General features: G+C 44.6%; 18 protein-coding genes and 2 pseudogenes. 17 read left to right on the forward strand and 3 right to left on the reverse strand.

The features are described 5' to 3' along the window. Positions 1–15: 15 nt before the first annotated feature. The 8 genes from BLS15_RS23100 (at position 16) to BLS15_RS23135 (ending at position 9,978) form a co-directional block, all read left to right on the forward strand. Positions 16–1,590, forward strand: coding sequence for a hypothetical protein (locus BLS15_RS23100; RefSeq protein ID WP_090513914.1), 1,575 nt, complete (start codon positions 16–18; stop codon positions 1,588–1,590). Then, positions 1,587–3,542 carry a TOMM precursor leader peptide-binding protein gene (locus tag BLS15_RS23105; RefSeq protein WP_175460824.1) on the forward strand — a complete coding sequence of 652 codons (1,956 nt, stop codon included), beginning with the start codon at positions 1,587–1,589 and terminating at the stop codon, positions 3,540–3,542. The genes BLS15_RS23100 and BLS15_RS23105 overlap by 4 nt, the downstream gene beginning before the upstream one ends. Before the next feature lie 272 nt (positions 3,543–3,814). Beyond that, on the forward strand, positions 3,815–4,438 hold the full coding sequence (gene yqeK / locus BLS15_RS23110) for a bis(5'-nucleosyl)-tetraphosphatase (symmetrical) YqeK (protein WP_090513920.1): 624 nt from the start codon (positions 3,815–3,817) through the stop codon (positions 4,436–4,438). Positions 4,439–4,698: 260 nt separating this feature from the next. Continuing rightward, the gene (locus BLS15_RS23115; RefSeq protein WP_028531592.1) at positions 4,699–6,018 is read left to right on the forward strand and encodes a hypothetical protein; all 1,320 of its coding nucleotides are present in this window, start codon (positions 4,699–4,701) and stop codon (positions 6,016–6,018) included. A gap of 15 nt (positions 6,019–6,033) precedes the next feature. Then, positions 6,034–6,696 carry a DUF1266 domain-containing protein gene (locus BLS15_RS23120; protein WP_090513923.1) on the forward strand — a complete coding sequence of 221 codons (663 nt, stop codon included), beginning with the start codon at positions 6,034–6,036 and terminating at the stop codon, positions 6,694–6,696. Between the two features lie 67 nt (positions 6,697–6,763). After that, a complete protein-coding gene (locus tag BLS15_RS23125) occupies positions 6,764–7,813 on the forward strand; it encodes a helix-turn-helix transcriptional regulator (protein ID WP_081819810.1) in 1,050 nt (349 codons plus the stop codon). A 129-nt stretch (positions 7,814–7,942) separates the two neighbouring features. Further along, positions 7,943–9,436, forward strand: coding sequence for an MFS transporter (locus BLS15_RS23130; RefSeq protein ID WP_036666700.1), 1,494 nt, complete (start codon positions 7,943–7,945; stop codon positions 9,434–9,436). A 50-nt stretch (positions 9,437–9,486) separates the two neighbouring features. Further along, positions 9,487–9,978, forward strand: coding sequence for a GNAT family N-acetyltransferase (locus BLS15_RS23135; protein WP_021255184.1), 492 nt, complete (start codon positions 9,487–9,489; stop codon positions 9,976–9,978). A gap of 161 nt (positions 9,979–10,139) precedes the next feature. On the opposite strand, the gene BLS15_RS23140 is transcribed toward BLS15_RS23135, so the two are convergent. Further along, a complete protein-coding gene (locus tag BLS15_RS23140; protein ID WP_021255183.1) occupies positions 10,140–10,595 on the reverse strand; it encodes an Lrp/AsnC family transcriptional regulator in 456 nt (151 codons plus the stop codon). A gap of 148 nt (positions 10,596–10,743) precedes the next feature. Between BLS15_RS23140 and BLS15_RS23145 the strand changes: the two genes are divergently transcribed. The 3 genes from BLS15_RS23145 (at position 10,744) to thyX (ending at position 12,886) form a co-directional block, all read left to right on the forward strand. Continuing rightward, complete coding sequence (locus tag BLS15_RS23145) at positions 10,744–11,583, forward strand: sulfite exporter TauE/SafE family protein (protein ID WP_028531589.1); 840 nt, start codon at positions 10,744–10,746, stop codon at positions 11,581–11,583. Positions 11,584–11,630: 47 nt separating this feature from the next. After that, a complete protein-coding gene (locus BLS15_RS23150; RefSeq protein WP_036591808.1) occupies positions 11,631–11,990 on the forward strand; it encodes a DUF1634 domain-containing protein in 360 nt (119 codons plus the stop codon). 179 nt (positions 11,991–12,169) lie between these two features. Continuing rightward, the gene (thyX, locus tag BLS15_RS23155) at positions 12,170–12,886 is read left to right on the forward strand and encodes an FAD-dependent thymidylate synthase (protein ID WP_021255180.1); all 717 of its coding nucleotides are present in this window, start codon (positions 12,170–12,172) and stop codon (positions 12,884–12,886) included. A 122-nt stretch (positions 12,887–13,008) separates the two neighbouring features. Here the strand turns inward: thyX and BLS15_RS23160 are convergent, their stop codons facing one another. Then, on the reverse strand, positions 13,009–13,614 hold the full coding sequence (locus BLS15_RS23160; RefSeq protein ID WP_021255179.1) for an undecaprenyl-diphosphatase: 606 nt from the start codon (positions 13,612–13,614) through the stop codon (positions 13,009–13,011). Positions 13,615–13,843: 229 nt separating this feature from the next. On the opposite strand from BLS15_RS23160, the gene BLS15_RS23165 reads away from it, so the two are divergent. Further along, on the forward strand, positions 13,844–14,440 hold the full coding sequence (locus BLS15_RS23165) for a hypothetical protein (RefSeq protein WP_254777392.1): 597 nt from the start codon (positions 13,844–13,846) through the stop codon (positions 14,438–14,440). Positions 14,441–14,699: 259 nt separating this feature from the next. Here the strand turns inward: BLS15_RS23165 and BLS15_RS23170 are convergent, their stop codons facing one another. Further along, the gene (locus tag BLS15_RS23170) at positions 14,700–15,596 is read right to left on the reverse strand and encodes an alpha/beta fold hydrolase (protein ID WP_090513926.1); all 897 of its coding nucleotides are present in this window, start codon (positions 15,594–15,596) and stop codon (positions 14,700–14,702) included. A gap of 174 nt (positions 15,597–15,770) precedes the next feature. Between BLS15_RS23170 and BLS15_RS23175 the strand changes: the two genes are divergently transcribed. The 5 genes and pseudogenes from BLS15_RS23175 (at position 15,771) to BLS15_RS23195 (ending at position 20,073) form a co-directional block, all read left to right on the forward strand. Then, entirely contained in the window at positions 15,771–16,193 is a 423-nt protein-coding gene (locus BLS15_RS23175; RefSeq protein ID WP_090513929.1) for a hypothetical protein, read from the forward strand. A 28-nt stretch (positions 16,194–16,221) separates the two neighbouring features. Then, positions 16,222–16,812, forward strand: a complete 591-nt coding sequence (locus tag BLS15_RS23180) for a hypothetical protein (protein ID WP_090513931.1) — start codon at positions 16,222–16,224, stop codon at positions 16,810–16,812. A gap of 104 nt (positions 16,813–16,916) precedes the next feature. Then, positions 16,917–18,005: an IS200/IS605 family element RNA-guided endonuclease TnpB gene (tnpB, locus tag BLS15_RS23185; protein WP_090513932.1), complete on the forward strand. Its 1,089-nt coding sequence runs from the start codon at positions 16,917–16,919 to the stop codon at positions 18,003–18,005. Positions 18,006–18,133: 128 nt separating this feature from the next. Beyond that, a pseudogene (locus BLS15_RS23190) lies at positions 18,134–18,520 on the forward strand (PhzF family phenazine biosynthesis isomerase); the annotation flags it as partial. Positions 18,521–18,904: 384 nt separating this feature from the next. Then, a pseudogene (locus tag BLS15_RS23195) lies at positions 18,905–20,073 on the forward strand (serine hydrolase domain-containing protein). Positions 20,074–20,113: the final 40 nt, after the last annotated feature.

Consider the following 20,113-nt stretch of genomic DNA (forward strand, 5'->3'; position numbering starts at 1 on the left):
AAAGGAGGATTGTTTATGTCTAAGCAAGAGAAGGGAGTACTTGCTATTGGCTCGGGATCCATGCTGGATTCATTGGTTAAAACCTGGCATGGAGCGGGAGACTTCACACTGACGGTTTGCACAACTGACACGGAAACTTCCGATCATGTTGCATTTGCGGTATATCAGGAGCCTGACGAACAGGGAAGATTGACCCCAAATGTCACGATGAAACGGAGAGATCTCAAACAAGATTGGCGCAGTATTATTCGACCATACCGTTTTATCCTATACGCTGCCCAACTTGATAATTTAGCTGAATGGAGAGACCTTCAGGATGCATGTGAATTGGAGGGGAAACCCCTTCTGCCTGCGATAACCTTACGTGGGGTTGGATTAGTTGGGCCATTGTTAGATGTGGACGGATCAGCACGACCAGAAGCGGTGTGGCGGAGCCTGCACCCGACCGTGTTCCGAAGTGAGAATGAGCAACAGAGCTTCTCGTTAACGGCACTTCATATTCTTACAAATCTGGTTGTGCATGAATATCATCGGGAAGTGACAGCTGGAAGAGACGGGAATTGTAGAGATCAATGCTATATTCTTGATCCGAGCAGCTTAACAGGGAGCTGGCATTCCATTCGTTCACATCTCTTCGATGTTGAACGAGGGAGTAAGGCGGCTTGTCGTATATCTACAGTGGATGAAATCATCACAGCAAGTATTGAGCGAATGAATGATTCAGATTGGTATACCAGCTTCGCAGATATGACTTCCTCTTCAATTGGAATTTTTCACAAATGGGAAGAGGCGGGAATTGTGCAGCTTCCTCTCGCACAATGCATGGTTCAGCCGATTGATCCAGCATCAGAATCATTTGTCCGACTACTGCCAGCAATCATATGCAGTGGATTGACACATGAAGAGGCTCGGCGTGAGTCGGGGCTTGCAGGATTGGAAGCGTATGCGGCATGTTTATTACCGTTTCTGTTCCCTGTATCGGGGAATGACCATGTGGCTGCTATCGGTGTAGGTGCAGGTTGTGAGGCAGCTGAAGCTGTTGGACGGGGAATTAGGGCATGCTTGACGAAACGATTGCAGGATCGTATTGACCGCAGCCGACACGGGGCGAGTCAGATGATCGTATCGCGACTGCGATTTGAACATGTAGCAGACAGCCGCTGTCAGTATTATTTGCAGTCGCTAGGTATCATGGGAGTTGAGTCTATTATTGCGGTTGGGGAGCCGCTGCTAGGTTATCCGGTAGTATGGGCCTATTCGAGGGATAATTGGTATGGAAGTGTGGATGTAGATTTCACAATTGCGCTTCGCCAGTCCCTTCAGAAGGCGCTAAATCAGGTTGAGGGGCATGCGTCCGATCTATTTCAAGTTCAATGCGAAGAAGATAATTCAATGAACACGGCCGCAATCCCTCATATTTCCTATCCGTTCACATCTGCTTATTGGATAGCAGCGGTGCAAAGAGTATTGGAGAAGAACAAGAAGAACGATTCGTGCTTCGAAATATATGATTTACACAGCAGTTCTTTCCTGGGTACAGAGGCATTCTTCGTATGTGGAGTGCGGCTCAGAGAGGAGGGCTCTACGTGAACACTGTCCTGGTGATTGGAGAGGGATTACTTGCGGATGTCGTATATGCACAGTTAATGGATCAATGCGATTACAACGTAACAAGATTGACGAATCACAATGAAGGAATTCCAAGTATAAGTATGAGCATCGCATTGGTGCTTCAGGATCAAGAAAACCTTGGCTTGCTGTTGGAAATGAATGAGAAGCTTCAGCAATCGGGAATTCCGTGGATATCGGCTTATTTGAGTGGGGAAGAAGGGTTCGTTGGTCCAATGAACTGGCCAGGTGCATCCGGATGCTTCCAATGCGCAGACATTAGAATGTCGATAGCAGGCAGCAATACTAATGCAACTGATGACATGCTTTTGATGCTGGTTAACCCTGACTATGTCCCTCGAGTTGAATCGGACATTGAAGTGACAGGGTATCGATTTATGGCTCAGTTACTTGTTGAGGAGACATCGAAATGCGTAAACGGACATAGTCTGTGTACCGACAGTCACATTTATATGATCAACTTGCACAGCTTGAACTGTACGCGGCATTATATTCTTCCTTCTGGTGCTTGTCCAGTATGCGGGCAGCTAGATGAAGATTCGCCGGAAGCAGCGAGTATTGTGCTTAAACCATCTCCCAAGCTGGATAATAGCTATCGGTGTCGTTCCATGAAAGAATTACAGGGGGTTCTGTTCAACGACTATTGGGATCGTCGATCCGGCTTATTTAACGACATAGAGTTGCATCTTTCTTCTGTATTTGCAGATGCAGTCGTCAATCTCCCGCTCGGCTATTACGATGAGGTGACAGGGGGACGTTCCCATTCGTTCACGAACAGTCAGCTTGCTGCCATATTAGAGGGATTGGAACGTTATTGCGGCATCACACTCCGCGGTAAACGTCTAGTTGTGTTCGATAGTTACAACCAACTGAAGGAAATTGCTATGGATCCTGCTACAATTGGGCTTCATGCACAAGAACAATACGAACAGGAAGGTTTTCCGTTTGCCTCCTTTGATCCAGATACCCCTATTGAATGGGTGTGGGGGTATTCATTTTTACAGGAACGCCCCGTTCTAGTTCCTCATCTAGTAGCCTATTACAGCTTAGGGCACGAAGGGAGTTTCGTGTACGAAACCTCTAACGGCTGCGCATTAGGAGGCAGTCTAGAAGAAGCGGTGTTGTATGGCATATTTGAGGTTGTTGAACGAGATGCCTTCTTAATGACTTGGTATGCGAAGCTCCAATGTCCTAGGCTCGATCCATATTCCTCAGGGGATGAGGAGCTGCTCCTCATGATTCAACGGATCAAGGCTGTCTTAGGATATGAGGTGTTGTTGTACAACATAACAACGGAGAATGGGATTCCGAGCATCTGGTCGATTGCTCGGGGAACACCAGAACATGAAGTGAGTGTAGTCTGTTCTGCGGGAGCTCATCTTGACCCTATACGAGCAGCTAAGAGTGCTGTCCATGAACTTGCGGGGACGATCTCCATGGTTGAAAAACGTTGGAAGGAACGTGGTTCGGAAGCGCTGTCTATGTTTATGGATTCGTATGAGGTACAGCAGATGGAAGACCATACTCTGCTGTACGGTTTGCCAGAAGCAGCGGAAAGACTTCACTTTTTGTTAGAGGAGCAGCGTCCAGTCCGTTCTTTTGCCGAAGAATTCCCAATCCCAGTGGTTCCAGTCAGTACAGATGTAACAGAAGAGTTGAAGGAAGTTCTTGAAGTGTTCTGTCGATTGCAATTAGACGTGATTGTTGTTGATCAATCGTCCAGCGAGACGCTACGCAATGGCCTACACTGCGTGAAAGTGCTGATTCCAGGCATGCTTCCAATGACTTTTGGCCACCATCTCCGTCGATTAGAGGGGATTGACAGAGTGTTGGAAGTACCGATGAAACTTGGATATGTGGATCGCAAGCTTACACGTGAGGAACTGAACCCTTATCCGCACCCATTTCCGTAAGGGATGTTGAACGAACGCATTCGGATTGACTCCAATGATTATCATGATTCATGCATAAGGACGAAAACAAGGTGGTATTGAAATAAACATACTGGTAAAATAAGTGAATGAGAAGTTGATTCCATGAAACAGCGATTGGGTTATGTTGAGCTCAATCGCTGTTTTGATCTATTTCTAAATGCTATCTGATAAGAAGCCGACCATTTCTTTTTCAAAATAGAAATAAATGATTAATAGGGATGACATTCCATAGTGAGAGAGGTATATCTATCATGCATCTATTATTTGAAAAGCTTGTGCAAGAAATTGAGTTCACGGGAAATATGAAGCAGGATATTCAACAGTTTCTAACCGCAAATCATAGCCCGGGTACTGCAGAGCATTGTATGGATGTAGGGGCAGAAGCTAGAAGAATTGCGCAATTATATTATGCTGATCCGGAGAGAGCGGAATTGGCGGGATGGCTGCATGATATCAGCGCCGTATTTCCTAACGAGGAACGAATTGAGGCGGCGAGGCAGCTAGGAATTGATATACTGCCCGAAGAAGAGCAATTCCCGATGATCATCCATCAGAAGCTATCCAAGGTGATGGCCCGGGACATATTTGGCGTTCAGGATGCCGAAGTGCTGGATGCGGTGGGCTGCCATACTACGCTGCGAACCGATGCCTCGCAGCTTGATCTTGTCCTATTTGTTGCCGACAAGATTGCATGGGATCAGCAAGGCATTCCTCCTTACATCGAGGAATTACATCATAATCTCGCAATATCGCTGGAACATGCGGCGTTTGCTTACATTCAATATTTATGGGATCGCAAGGACACACTGAAGGTCATCCACCCTTGGCTTGCAGATGCTTATGAACAATTACATGTACAATTGAATGCGGAATGAAGTTGCAATGTGGAGTGGTCTGACGCAGTAGGCGTCAGACTACTCCATTTTTCGTTGGCTGCTACCGGAAATTTGAAAGAGAAATGGGGCTCCCACTTAGTTCGAATCTAGTATAAATTGGATTATCTCTTGTGGTATTGGTAGAATAAAGAATGGTTGAAGGAAGTTTTTCGATTTTGCTATTGACTATCGGAATATTGAAATAGCCACCAAAGCATATTGGGAACGGCTGGAGTTGAGGGAAAGGTGGATGGAGTAACTTGAATGTATGGGATATATTAGGGATTGAGCCAACGGAAGATGATTCTGTCATCTCAAGCGCTTATGCGAAGAAGCTGACGCTAGAGCATCCGGAAAATGACGCACAGTGGAAAGAGATGCTGCATGAAGCGTATGAAGTAGCGTTGAAGCTGGCGCGCAAAAGGTCAGCAGCAACAGAAGCTTCTAATATGAGGCTGAACGATCATGGTGAACGGTTGGAAGATCCATTTGTACATAAGACGGTTGCAAGAGAAGAGGTTGCTGTGAGCACAGCTTATCCTTATGCCGCAAATCCGATTCAGGTATTTCTAGCCCGAGTATCTGAGCTGTATAGCAATTTCGCAAATCGAATCCAGCCTTCATCTTGGAAAGCCTTGTTCCAGGAGAACGCGGAATGGGATATTAAGAATCCGCAGTTACGTGATGAAATGGTGATGTTTCTTGAGGAGAAGCATCATTATTTTCCGATAGCGGTATGGATCGTGCTGGAGGATACTTTCCGTTTCCATGAGCATGAGGAAGAATTAAGGGAACGCCATGCCGGGGAATTCATTGATTACATATTCGAACAGGTTAACGGTACGATGGAGCTGACCTATGATTGTTTCATTGATGCGGACATCAATTTTGATATTGACCGTTATCTCTACCTGCGTGAGATGGCGCAGTATATGCTTATGCAAGGAGAACTTGAAGAGGTAGGCGCATATTTGAGTGAGGCCCATGAATGGTTCCAAGACGATCCTGACCTAGAGCTCATGCGCGGCAAATACTTCGAAGAAATCGGCGAAATGGAGCAAGCAATGGATTGCTTCAATCAAGTGATTGCGATGAAACCCGATGAGTTTGAGGGACGATGGCACCGTGCACAGCTCCTATACAAGCTTGAACAATATGAAGCTGCCTTGGCGGAATGCAACCGCTTGCTGCAGATTGAGGAGAATCAGCAAGATGCTTTGATGCTGTCCATTCATTGTTATACGCAATTAGGGCAGCTGAAGGAAGCGCATATGAAGCTCCAGCAATCCAATGACATTGACAATGTTCATGACATTTTACGGTATGTTCACGGTATTAAGTTATTTAACAAATATAGATATGCCCAAGAAGTGGAGAAAAAGGGACAGAGACAAGCACGTAAACAAATTTCATCATTTCTTCTCTACTTCTATCTCCGCTTGACTTGGCTATACATACTCGTCTATGTTGGGCTTCAACTATTTATAAGCGTGCCTCTTGTCGTTACGGTACTATGGCTTGCAGTAATGGTGTGGAACGGTTGGAAGACGTTCAAGACTTACCGAATGATGACTACCTAGAAGGAGGGCTCCAATATGCCAAGCGAATACAATAACCAACAAAGAAAGCAGCTGGAGCTGTACTTCCGTTGCCTTTCTTCTGTATGTACGGATAGTTTAATGGTGTACCATTATATCCCGTTCGGATTTCCATTTACGGATCGAATTCTGCGCAGAGGATCGATGAAAAAGGCGTTCGCCGCTTGGGGAGTTATCGACAAGGAGTCATTGCTCAGTCGAGTTCAGTGGCTGCTCGAAGATGGACTGCGCGAGGAGTATAAGAAGCTGCATACGAGTCTAGCTTCACGTAACGAAGTCTCTCGCAAGCGGTATGTGGAATCCTCTGTGGATCATCCTGACCATGCCAAGGTCGTAATCGTCAATGCATTTTTGCACCAGCTTCCTTCCGGAGAAATTGCGGCATTTGGTGGGGCTTGGGCAATCTTTATGTGCAATATGGGACTTACCTACGGCTACTTAACCAAGGATGAAGCTTGGGGCTTGAAGCTCAAGGCGGCTCGCCATTTGCAGCAATGCTATAACAGCTGGGAAGACTATCTGACTGCTTTTGTTGCAGGAAATAGCTACTCTGACTCGGATAGTGAAATGAAGATGCAGGCTCATATTACGAGTATAGCCTCGATGCTGCTTGGATCAAGCACATTGGCCATGGATAAGGCACAATGGGGGTTAGCTTGATGATACAATGAATGTGGATGATAAAGATTCTCATTCAGGCCAATAAGGCGGAATAGAAGGTGATCAGATGGCAGCTGAAGTTCATGTAGCCAGCATCCATGATTATTTTGAGCGCTATTCTGAAATGATTCATGGTGATATGAAAAGCAGTGCTTGGGAGCAGCAGATGTTCCTTCCTCCTCACATTGGAACGGGCAGTGTGACCCGGATGCGCGTCCGTGAAGGTATGGAAATCATGGTTACCGATGTCACTTATGCGGAAGATATGAAGCTATGTATCCAAGAGTCATGCCGTCTGTTTGAGCTGAGTTATTGCTTTAGCGGTGAAGTGTATTGCGAATGGAGCGGAAAAGAAAGTCATACGGAACCGCAGACTGGCAATGTGCTGCTGTTGGAGGATGTGCAGGTGTATGAGGAGAAAAAGGCAGGAATGCACCATCATATGGTTGAGGTGAGATTTTCTCCGGATGAACTGTATGACTATGCCGTTGATGCGGCTGAGAAGCAGAACATGGAAAAATTGCTTCATCGTCATCTTGGCAGTATTGACTCCTATTCAGTCACGCCAGACATTCATCGATGCGTAACGGATATGCTTCGGTGCGATTATCAGGGGAAGATGAAGCGGCTATACATGGAGAGCAAAGCTATCGAATTCCTCGCCTTATTCGGAGAGGCGGACGAAATTCATGATCGAACTGTAAAGCGAAACGTTCGTCGCGATGACATCGCAAAGCTTCATGAGGCACGGGAGATTGTGATGAACAATTACGAACAGCCCTTGTCTATACGAGAACTCTCCAAGCATGTCGGGATCAACGAATTCAAGCTGAAAGCTGGATTTCGCGAGCTGTTCGGCACAACAGTATTCGAACTGGTGCGCAAGCAGCGGATCGAGAAGGCGATATGGCATATGGAGATGGAACATCTGAATGTTGGGGAAGCTGCCGTCGCGGTCGGGTACAGTAATGTTAGCAACTTTACGGCAGCCTTTCGCAAGCATTACGGCTGCAATCCAAGCTCGTTCCTCAAGCAGCTGGAACAGCAGGATCAAGTTCGAAGGTCGTCTTCGACTGGCGGCGACGCTTCCATTTCGCAAGGGAACCCTTTGGCCTAATGTAGGTAGAAGGGTTCTTCAGTTAATTCCGCTATAGGGGCAAAGACTCCCTCTTCAGGTAGAGCGTATGAACATGATTGGCTCATAATCAGAGTATTCATGTGATTCTAACTACTGGAGGGAATCGTAATGTTGTCTGCTATTTTGACAAATACATCACAACGCACGGATGGTAATCAGCAAATGGAGGGGAATCCGAAACGATGGATTGCACTCGTTATCGTACTGCTACCGACGCTGCTTATCTCACTGAACACTTATATGATTCAGGTTGCTCTGCCGTCGATGCAGCACAGCTTGAACGCAAGTTTCGCTGAAGCGCAGCTAATCGTTACAGGTTTCTCTCTTGGCTTGGCGGTGGCCTTGATTATTAGCGGGAAGTTAGGTGACATATACGGAAGAAAACGGCTGCTTCTTATTGGAGTGAGCGGGTTCACAATCATGGCCATGCTTGGCGGCTTGACCTCGGAGCCTTGCCTGCTTATTGCTATTCGGATCGTTCAAGGTTTGGCTGCTGCGCTCATTCAGCCCCAGGTTCTTTCTACGATGCAGGTCAGCTTTCCGCCAAGAGAAAAGGCAATCGCGTTCAGCATATATGGTGCAATCATTGGATTTGGATTTGCTTTTGGACTCATTTTTGGGGGCCTTATCGTCAACTGGAACCTGTTCGATCTTGGCTGGCGAATGGTGTTCTTTGTTAACGTTCCATTCGGTATGCTGGTTCTAATGCTGCTGCCAATCATTCCTGAATCGCGTGGGGAGAAAAAACAGCCTATTGATTGGATTGGCGCTCTTCTACTCATAAGCGGCTTATTTCTGCTTGTATATCCTTTATCGGAAGGGCAGAGACAGGGGTGGCCGGTGTGGGTTTGGTTTTGTATGCTGATCGGTTTTGGTGTACTTGTTACTTTTGTGGCAGTCGAGTGTTACAAGAAGAGAAGAAACGCTTTTCCGTTGGTGAATCTTGTTGTATTTCGGCATGCTTCCTTTCGCGTAGGCCTGTTGGCTGTGCTTGTCGTGTACCTGGGCATGTTCGCCTTTTTCTTCCTATTAAGTTACTATGTCCAATACGGCCTGCATAAGGATGTTCAAACCACAAGCATGGTGTTTCTGCCATTGGGGGTCGGATTCTTTCTGTCATCTCTCTTATCCTCCCGTTTCGTAGAAAAATGGGGGATAGGTTCATTGAAGCTCGGCTCTATCGGCATGGCAATATGCATATCGCTGCTGATTGGTTCTATCCTGTATGACGCGAGGGCTATGCTTAATTACCGTAATCTTCTCCTATTATGGATGTACGGATTCAGTCTTGGCATGGTCACGACACCACTAGCGAATATCGTTCTAAGCACAGTTCCGAAGAAGGATGCCGGATCGGGATCAGGATTATTCACGACCTGTATGTACTTGGCGAATTCGCTAGGGGTGGCATTGATCGGTATTGTGTTTTCCGGCGTACTTGGACATGTGCTCGTAGAGGCTGAGCTGTCTGATTATGTACGCGCGTTTTCTGTATCAGTAGGTGCTTGCGGTGGGCTGGCACTGGCGACTTTCGTCTGCCTATGCTTTTTACCGGATCCTAGACGAAAAAGCCGAATGACAAAAGTGAAGCATACATTGTAAAAAATGATAGCGTAAGAGAAAAACCATCAGAAATGGAGGAGGGCATAAGCATGATCACGCTGCATCAGGTCGAGTACGAGCAAAAATCTACGCTTCGTAATTTGCTGGAGCTGTATAAATATGATTTCAGTGAATACGATCCAGAGGATGTCAACGAGAACGGTCTATATGAATATATGTATCTGGATCATTACTGGACAGAGGAAGGGAGGTATCCTTTCTTCATTCGAGTGGATGGGAAGCTTGCGGGAGTAGCGCTCGTAAGGAAGTTAGGAACGGATGATGACAAGCGGACGGTTTATTCGATGGCGGAGTTTTTCGTAATGAAAAAATATCGGCGTTCCGGTGCAGGAAGGTATGCGGCAACAGCTTTGTTCGATCGGTTTCAGGGAACTTGGAAGGTCGGCCAGATTGACGAAAACATACCTTCGCAGCATTTTTGGAGAAAGGTGATTGCAGCGTACACAAACGATAACTATGAAGAGATTCGAGAAAACGGCTGGGACGGCCCGATCCAATGCTTCTCCACTGAGCTTCGGTAGAAGAGAGTTTCCATAATCGTTGTCCAAAAAAGAAATATTTTATAATAACGTCATCAATTTTACGCCCCGCTTGTGGCATCTGGATCGCTGCATACACCAGTAGCAAGCGGGGCGTTCTATAACAATTCATGTGATCTCGGTGTACTATTTAAAGCACCTGTTTAAATTAACAATCCGCCTCTTTCTTTATGCCGCGCAATGAGTACCTCACTAGTGACGGAAGTGATACCATCAATCGCTTGAAGCATTCTCAAGCACTGCTCAGCATGCTCCGGATCATCCAGCAGTGCATGGACATGCAGATGCGGCTTGCCGCTCATTTGATACACGTTCGTAATCTCCTCAGCCAATCTTAGCTGTTCTACGACATGCAGCAGCTTCACCCAATCCACTTCAATATCGAAATACATCGACAAGGTTTTGCCCGCCTTGAGCGGATTCACGACAATGGTGAACCGATCAATAATCCCATCCTCCATCAATTGATGGATTCGTTCGCGAACAGCCGCTCGGGTCAAGTTGACCATTCGTCCAAGCTCCGCATTGCTTAAGCGTCCATTCTCGGATAACAGCTGCAAAATCCGTGTATCGATTTCGTCTAAATTACGGAACTGCATTTGATCAACCCTTTCGACTTGTACTTGTCCTATTAAGCCCATTATAGCACATACAATGTAAAGTTAATGATGCAATCTATTGATCGAATGTATAAAAAGGTGTATACATATGTATGAGGAAGAACATGGCGCGGAAGGGGAGAGGATGTTGTCTTTACTAGCGATTGAAATACTGTTGATCTCCGTGTTGGCTGGAATCGTCGGGGCAGTGCTTGGTCTGGGTGGAGGGATTATAGTTACGCCAGCATTGACCTTATTGTTCGGTGTTGATATTAAGACGGCGATTGGCGCAAGTATTATTTCGGTCATTGCAACCTCCAGCGGGGCAGCGATCGCTTATATCCGAGATCGGATTACGAATGTGCGAGTAGGCATGTTCTTGGAGGTTGCAACAACGGTGGGAGCGATAACCGGTGCATTTCTAGGCGGAATCATGGCGCCTACGGTACTGTATATTATCTTCGGTCTGCTGCTGCTATACTCGGCGGGGACTATGCTTAAGAAGCGGAATGATGAACTGCCGAAGGATGTAACTATGCATCCGGTTGCGGAGAAGCTGCGCTTGCAAGGTGAGTATTTTGATAAGGCTTTGAATCAGACGGTTCCGTATAAAGTGGATAATGTATACGGCGGATTCGGTGTCATGTACGGGGCAGGGGTGATATCGGGTCTGCTTGGAATTGGCAGCGGCAGCTTCAAAGTGATGGCGATGGATGTCTTCATGAAGCTCCCGCTTAAGGTATCCAGTGCGACGAGCAACTTCATGATGGGCGTTACGGGCGCGGCAAGCGCGGGGGTCTATCTGTTCCGTGGTGACATTGATCCGGCAATCTCGGCTCCGGTGGCGCTGGGGGTTCTGATGGGAGCAACGGCTGGCGCGAGAATCATGCAGAAGATGAAGAGCAAGACGATTCGCAAATGGTTTATTCCCGTATTGGCGTATGTGGCCATTCAGATGATTGTACAGGGATTGGGGGGACTTCTATGAGTGAGCTTGGGCGAGAAGGCAGCGTACAGCAGTCCGAGATCGAACAAATGCGCAATGACAAATCGGAAGCGGTAGAGATTGTTGTCAGCAAGTGGCTTCGGGTAGGGGTACTGGCTAGTGCAGCGGTGATCCTTGCTGGCTTGCTGCTGTTCCTCATTTCTGGAGACAGTGGATATCCTGAGCAGACCTTTCCAACCAGTCTGGCAGGAATTTATGCCGGTCTATTATCAATGAAGTCATATGCGATTATCCTGACAGGACTGCTTATGCTCATTGCTACACCAGTACTGCGGGTCTTTATCTCTATTTTTGTTTTTCTGCATGAACAAGATTATTTGTATGTAGGAATAACAATAGTAGTTTTCTTGATCTTAGTCGCCAGCTTTTTCATTGGAAGTGCAGGTTGATCTATTGTATTAGGAGTGACTGAACAGAGAAAAGGCAGTCAAACTTATCGCCAGGAAATACCTGTTCATCCACCTGGATTCATGTATACTAAAATAGAATATGTATCCAAATGAAGAGAGCATTGAGTGGGAACTTGATGTTCTCTTTTCGTCTCATTTACTAGATAGGAGTGGTTGCCATGTCTATGCTGCAAGTATTAGATAAGGGGTATGTCCGGTTAGTCAACACGATGGGTTCGGATTTGACGGTTGTCAACTCCGCACGGGTATCCTATGCCAAGGAATCGATTGAGCTAAGCGAGCGGGATATTCGATTGATTCAATTTCTGGCTAGAGAAGGACATACCTCGCCATTTCGACATGTCATGCTGCAGTTCGAAGTGTACGCGCCGCTTATGGTTGCTAGGCAGTGGTGGAAGTATGTCATAGGTTCTTCCCATATGGAAGGCACAGGCGACAGCTTGGAGGCTTGGAATGAATCGAGTCGTAGATATATCACTGAAGATCCTACCTTCTACATACCGTCTCAGGGGGAATGGAGAAGCAAGCCTGAGAATTCGAAGCAGGGCAGTGGAGACATTGTATCCTGGGAAATCGGGCAGAAGCACACGGACGAGCTGATGAACTACATTGAGCTTGGCGTTGCCAAGTATGAAGCGGCACTAGAAGATGGCATATGCGCGGAGCAAGCTAGATTATTTCTGCCTTCCTATGGCATGTATGTGCGCTGGTATTGGACAGCCTCCCTGCAATCGGTAGCTCACTTCTTGAATCAACGCCTGGAGTATGATGCTCAGAAGGAAATTCAATCCTATGCGAAGGCGATATTGGAGCTTAGCAGGCCTATTTTCCCACATTCCTTGCAAGAACTCTTGAAGCAGGATACTGGAGAGTAAGTGCAGGTAAGAAGTGTATGGAATGAAGTGGTCTTGAGAATAGTAGACAATGGACGCAGCCACATTGGTATTCGACAACTCCATATGGTGCGTCCATTCTCATTTTGTATAAAATATCTAACTTATAGATCGTTAGATTTATTCCGCACAGGCAGTATGCGTTGTTCCACACTCTCATACATATCAAGCAAGCGAGATAGCCAAGCAAATCTAGTGGATGACCAGTACACGAGCACTGCTGAGCAGATCCCAATCATTGCGCCTACTGCTATATCTACAGGATAATGTACGCCAACCCATACACGAGATAATGCTACACAACCCGCCAGCACGAGCCACAACCAGCCCCAGCCTGTTTTTTTGCGCATCAGCCAGAACGACGCACAGATGGAGAAAAACAATATCGTATGATCACTAGGAAATGAATTGTTGATGCTGTGATCGATTAATTTACTAACATTCGGGAGTTCCGCAAATGGTTGATGATGCGAATGGAACATTCCAACCGCTTTGCCAAGGAGCTCTGCGAGAATGAATGCAAATCCGCCTTGCAGCACCATCATGCGATTGGCCGTTGTACGGGTGAACCAAAATAACAGCATGCAAGCTGCTAACAGATAGATCGTATATTCTGCAATGAATACGACGGATGGATTTAGAAAGGAGAGCTGCTTGCCTAAGTCGTTAATTCCTCGAAACATTTCAATATTTAATTGGGGTAATGACACGTATTTTCTTCCTCCTTGTGACCTATATCAATTAGATCTAGTATTTATTCAATATGCTTAGTATAGGGAGAGGGCTTTAATTGCTCCTTAATAAATTCTTAATAATACATAAAAATCTGATCAGAATCGACTGGTTATTTATGGTTGTTTGTCACGTGGTCGCAATAAGGAGGCGAATAAGGGAACGCTAACTGTTATGATTTCTATGATGGAATAGGGGGCTGTTCATTTGGACTTCAATCTTTTGTGTCACTATTACGAGGCCGCACAGGGGCCATTTCACAATTTGTCTGCGCTGTCTATGGAAGAAGCGAACTGCATCTTGTCTGAGATAAGAGAGAGTGGAAGAGGTTTTGCAAGCAAACGATCTGAAGATTACATGCATGTTCGGCGTCAATTGGAGAAGCGGGCAAGAGCGATGTTTATAGAGCAAGGCGGCAAACCTCGGACACTATATCCTCACTATATGACATTAGGACATTGCAGCTGGCTGCTGGAGTGGTATGAAGAGGGAAGAGAATTACACATCCATATTGATGATTTCGATGCAAGTACTATTAGTTTTACTTATGGAGACTTATTTCCTACGATGCGAGTTGAGGACGGGAAGCCATATCGCAAAAAGGTATATACCCGAGATAGTATTCGGCAGGTAGTTGAACAGTTTGGCTGGCCACAGCAATGGAACGCGCACGGTCATTATGGCCCTGAGCGATATATTGAAGTTCAAATATGGGATGATCGGGTCATAGAACGATACAGAAACAAATGGATAAATACTGAACATGCAGACATCCACGCTTTTGAGGGGAGAACAATGGTATGAGTATAGCGTCGCTTATTACTTTGCAGCCTGAGTGATCGAGGGGAAGCCATGTATTCAGGTTCCGGACGAGTTTCATTAACGACATGGATTGGAATGATAAAGGAAAATTGTGAATATTGATGATGGTCTATGAGGAAGATGTGAAATCTTCATTCAAATGTTGGAGACGAGAATGAGAGAAATACCAGAGCCATAAGGCGTCTCTTAGGAGGATTCTTGTGACAAGGCATAATAATCCACCTAAGCGACGATAGCGAATCTATGTAAATTTCGTTACGTAATAAGTTTGCAGGAACAAAGAGATTTCATCGTTAATGGTGACCAAATCGGATTCTGAAGGGAAATGTCCCATCTCGTATGATTTGATTGCGGTCAGATTCGGGATGATTGCGCGTGCTGTTTGATTGACCTGCCGTTCAGGGAAAAAGATGTCCTTTCGGCCTGTAATAAGAAGAGTCGGCGCATGGAAATGCTGGAGTTCCTCTTTTTCTGTAAGCTTAGGCATATTTTGCTCAAGTTTCACATATCGAAAAATGTCTCCAATAATTTTCTTGTCTATTGCCTTCATCGTGTTGTCAGACATGGCATTGGTTAGCTTATCAAGGTATCGATCTGAGGAAGTTGCATGGAACAGAAGCAGTGGCAAAAGGATGTCCTTGATCATTTTGAGCTTCGATCCTAAACGTATTCCTGCTGGTGACACAAGCACGGCGCAGTCTATTTTATGCGGCATACAGGCGGCTAGTCTTAATATGATTCCTGCTCCATAAGAGGTGCCTATAAATCCACATTTCTCGATATCAAGACCGTTCATGAGTTCTTGAAGCCATAGGGCGAAGCTATTATCCTTAGCTGACACTCTAGTTTCTGCACTAAACCCAGGATGACCAATCGTATCAGGCGCATAAATTCGATACTGGCTCGTTAATGGAGAAAACCAAGACAATGTCATTGGGTTGATGCAGTTTCCCCCTTGTAATAGGAACAACGGTTTTCCATCAGTGGGTCCCACAGCTAATAGATGAGTTGAGCCAAAGCTCGTATTCAGATACATGCGTTCAACGGGAAACGGCAAAGCTTGTATATAGTTTTCATAATGATTCGCAATCAAACTCTTACCCTTTTCGCTTTTATAAATCGTTACTATGCTGTTCATCGAACGCCTCCTCCGTACTTAGCACCATCCTATAGTTACGTTACATATCGAAATTGGATGCAGATGGGGCGAGAAAGTTTAATTCTCTAATTGAAGATGTGGCGAGGCTGATCTTTGTCAGGTTGAAGACGTAGGTGGTTGCTCGGCATTTGAAAAAAGAAGGAGTGTTGGTTAATGGGACGTGTCTGTAGAAATAGGTATGTCGTTCAGACTGTATGGCTTGTCATATTTCTCATTCTACTTCAAGGCTGTACATCCAAGTCTGGCCCTGAGTATTTGGAAATGAAGGGCTTGAATCAGGATGAACAAGAGATTGTACAGCTCATCAACAAACGAATGCAATATTTGCATGAGGGCAATGAGGAGGAATATATGAAGCTATTCGCACCGAATAGTCCGATAACAGGCATGCCGACCTACCAATTGAAGGCGGTGAAGCTGCACACTCCCATCCATATTCAGGAGCAGAGGAGGGCATATCAAGTTCTTCTCCTAGCTGATGATATGCTGACCAACGATGATTTTTTTACGTCACAATACGTATTTATCAAAGGGAAAGACCCCGACTCGAAATGGTTAATCTATGATATCGATTAAAGCGATTACGAGAGGAAGATTTTCTGATATGAAGAGATTGGTGCAGGGCATATTTCTAATCGCTTTGTGCTCATTACTTTTTAGTATACAGGTAAGCGAGGTAAGCGCTACTAGCTGGGTCTACTTAGAACCAGACAAGGTGATGGAACGGGCGTCTGTTATTGTGCAAGGGACGTACGATTTCAAGAGACAACAAGCAAGCAGCAGGCAGTCGTTCTCGTGGGAAAGGTACGAATTTCAAGTGAAACGCGTATATAAAGGGGATGTCCCGCCTACAATTACTGCAGGTATCCATTGGGATGATGCAACACAGATTCGGAACGGACAGGAAGAAGGGGATGAGATTCTTCTGTTTCTGGAGAAAAACGACAAAGAAGATTTTTTAGTTCCAGTTGGCGGCCCGAATGGAATCGTTCCAATCCGTAACGGCGAAATTCGTGTTTTTGATGAGTCCAAAAAGAAGGTTTATACTCATTTTATTACTGATAGAGTCTTTAAGGAGCCTAATGCCAGCTTGCCTATTCAGTTAGGGGGAACGGATTATATCCGCCACGGTTTGATGGCAGCAGCTATTCTGTTCGTGGTATCATTTTTTGCATGGAAAAATAGAAGGCAGTAGATTACATGATCTACGAAAAAGCTATTGTCTACTAACAGTGGGCGATGCACCATTAGAAATCTTAAAGAAATATTGAAACACAAGGCAAAAAGGAGGTGTAGGAAATGTTGAAAGCATATAAATATCGACTCTATCCTAACAGAGACCAGCGCAACTTTTTCGAAAAAACCTTTGGATGTGTGCGTTTTGTGTATAACAAAATGCTTGCTGACAAAATCAGTTCTTTTAAGAAATCTCAAAAAAGCATGGATAAATCAATCAAGTATCCTACACCAGCTCAATATAAAACTGAATTTCCATTCCTAAAAGAAGTGGACAGTCTTGCTTTGGCTAATGCTCAACTAAATTTGCAGAAGGCTTATTCTCATTTCTTTCGTGATAAGTCAGTAGGATTTCCGAAATTCAAAAGAAAAAAGGATAATCACCGGAGCTACACAACTAACAATCAAAAGGGTACAGTCTATATCGAAAATGGTTATATCAAGCTGCCAAAATTAAAGACACTAGTACGAATCAAACAACATAGACCATTTTTTGGTTTGATTAAGTCTGTGACAATTGCTAAAACACCAACGAAGAAATACTTTGTTTCGATATTAGCAGAGGAAAATGAACAACTATTTTCCAAACTTGATTCAAAAGTTGGTATCGATGTTGGGTTGAAAGACTTCGCCGTATTATCCAATGGTACTAAATACGAAAACCCTAAATGGCTGCGAAAATCTGAAAAAAGATTGGCTTTTTTGCAGCGTTCTTTGTCATGTAAGAAAAAAGGCTCTAAGAATCGCGATAAAGCTAGATTACAAGTTGCAAGGCTTCATGAAAAGATAACGAATCAGAGGAATGACTTTCTTCACAAGATCAGTCATGAAATCACAATCGAAAACCAAGTCATAGTGATTGAAGACTTGAAAGTGAAGACTATGCAAAAGAATCGCAAGTTATCTAAAGCCATCGGTGAAGTATCTTGGTTTAAATTTAGAGAATACCTTGAATACAAAGCAGTATGGAAAGGTCGTGATTTGATAATCGCACCTAAGAATTATGCTAGTAGTCAGCTATGTTCCAACTGTGGTTATCAGAACAAGGAAGTCAAGAATCTTAACCTTCGCGAATGGGTTTGCTCAGAGTGCAACAGTCACCATGATAGAGATTTAAATGCAAGTATCAACTTGCTAAAATTAGCCATATAGTTGGTATATTTGTTAGGGGCAGGGACTGCCCTTATAGCTTGGTAAATATAGATAGCTAGTAAAAGTATCTAGTTCCCAAGAAGCCCCCACTTTAAGGCCTAAGTGGTGGGTAGTTCACTGAAACGACATTCATTCTTCATTCGGATCAAGCAGATGTTCGATTGCGATATTTTACCCCAGGGCATGAGATGAATCTATGCGGCCATGCAACTACAGCGTCGTTGTATTGTTTACATTCGAAAGGCTATTTTGGAGAAAAGAAAAGCATTAACATCGAAACGAAGGCAGGTATCTTACCGATTGAATTCACGATCCTTGATGGACGACTGTACATCAAAATGAAGCAGAACCGTTCACAGTTTATTCCTTTTCAAGGAGATATCGCGCGATTAGCGGAGTCAATCGGATTGCAGGTAGACGATATCGATCTGACCACACCAATAAAGTGTATATTAATGGAATGTGATAAGCGCCCTTACAAGACACCTGACCCGACTGAAAACACGGTTTTTTAGTTGGGTTATGTCATTTTAGGGGGGGAGACTCCTTAATCATGTTTGGAGTAAATCGAATCTTTAATAATTATTGGATGAAAAAGAAACATAGAAGTGAAAAACTTCTGTGTTTCTTTTTTTATATATTCATTGGAAATGCTTTTCATTTCCGGGCACAATGCTCCTTCCATCCTATTATAGAAGCTATTTTGAAGGTAAGGAATTTGTAAGGAATGGATAAGAAAAAAGAAATTTTTATTGTGTAGGATAAAAATGTAAAAACGAGCGAAAGGGGATTAGATAAGATCCATGTTGCCCTTTTGATAGGGGAGATGATAGCTGTGTAATTAGTACGGAACAACAAGCAACCACCCATACAATATGAATAGAGGTGTGGAATGCCCTATGAAAACACGTAGTCAAATTACATTTGCAAGTTTGGCCCTTTTAATAGCTGGAAGTTCCCTGTTATACACAACGCCAACCTCAATTGTAAAAGCAGAGCCCACTCAAAATGTATCTAGTTCGTCACAAACAAGTATTCAACGAGATCGTACTTTCGTCAAGCAAGCAATGCGGGATACATTGCAGCTTGGATACCCGGGGATACTCGCTAAAACTTCTGAGGGTGGAAAAACGTGGAGTTATGCTGTCGGGATAGCGGATCTGAGAACCAATAAACCAATGAAAACAGATTTCCGCTTTCGCATTGGCAGCGTGACGAAGACGTTCACCGCAACGGTTGACTTCAATTAGTTGGAGAGAACCGCTTGAATCTAGACGATTCCATTGAAAAATGGTTGCCTGGTGTCATTCAAGGAAACGGATATGATGGTAACCAGATTACGATCCGGCAAATATTGAACCATACAAGTGGAATCGCTGAATACTCAAGGTCAAAAGAATTTGATCTTATGGATACAAAAAAATCATATGCGGCTGAAGAATTAGTAAAGAAGGGGATCTCTCTACCCCCGGATTTTGCCCCAGGAAAGGGATGGTCTTATTCGAACACAGGATACGTATTACTGGGTATTCTTATTGAAAAAGTAACCGGGAACAGCTATGCGGAAGAAATTGAAAATCGGATTATTGAACCGATTGAATTGTCGGATACATTCCTACCTGGCAATTCGACCGTTATTCCAGGCACCAAGCATCCCCGCGGATATATCCAACTAGACGGAGCAAGTGAGCCGAAGGACGTTACTTATTATAACCCAAGTATGGGTCAATCGGCTGGAGAGATGATTTCTACTGCTGACGACTTAAACAAATTCTTTTCTTACTTGCTCGGTGGCAAATTACTAAAAGATCAGCAACTAAAACAAATGCTTTCTACGGTTCCTACAGGAATAGAAGGAATCGATGGATTTGGTCTTGGAATCTATGAAACTAAGCTTCCAAACGGTATATCGATATGGGGACACACAGGTGGTATTCCAGGATTTGATACTTTTGCTGGAGGCACACATGGAGGTAGTCATACGTTGGCCGTCAGTTTGAACAGTATGGGGAAAGTTAAAAGTTCGGATCTTTTTAAAAATATTTTACTTGCTGAATTTAGCAAGTAGGTAAAAAGGAAAAAGGTTAAACTATGTCATTATCTAGGAG

Origin of the sequence: Paenibacillus sp. cl6col, from assembly GCF_900102125.1 — a bacterium.
Taxonomy (GTDB): domain Bacteria; phylum Bacillota; class Bacilli; order Paenibacillales; family Paenibacillaceae; genus Paenibacillus_B; species Paenibacillus_B suaedae.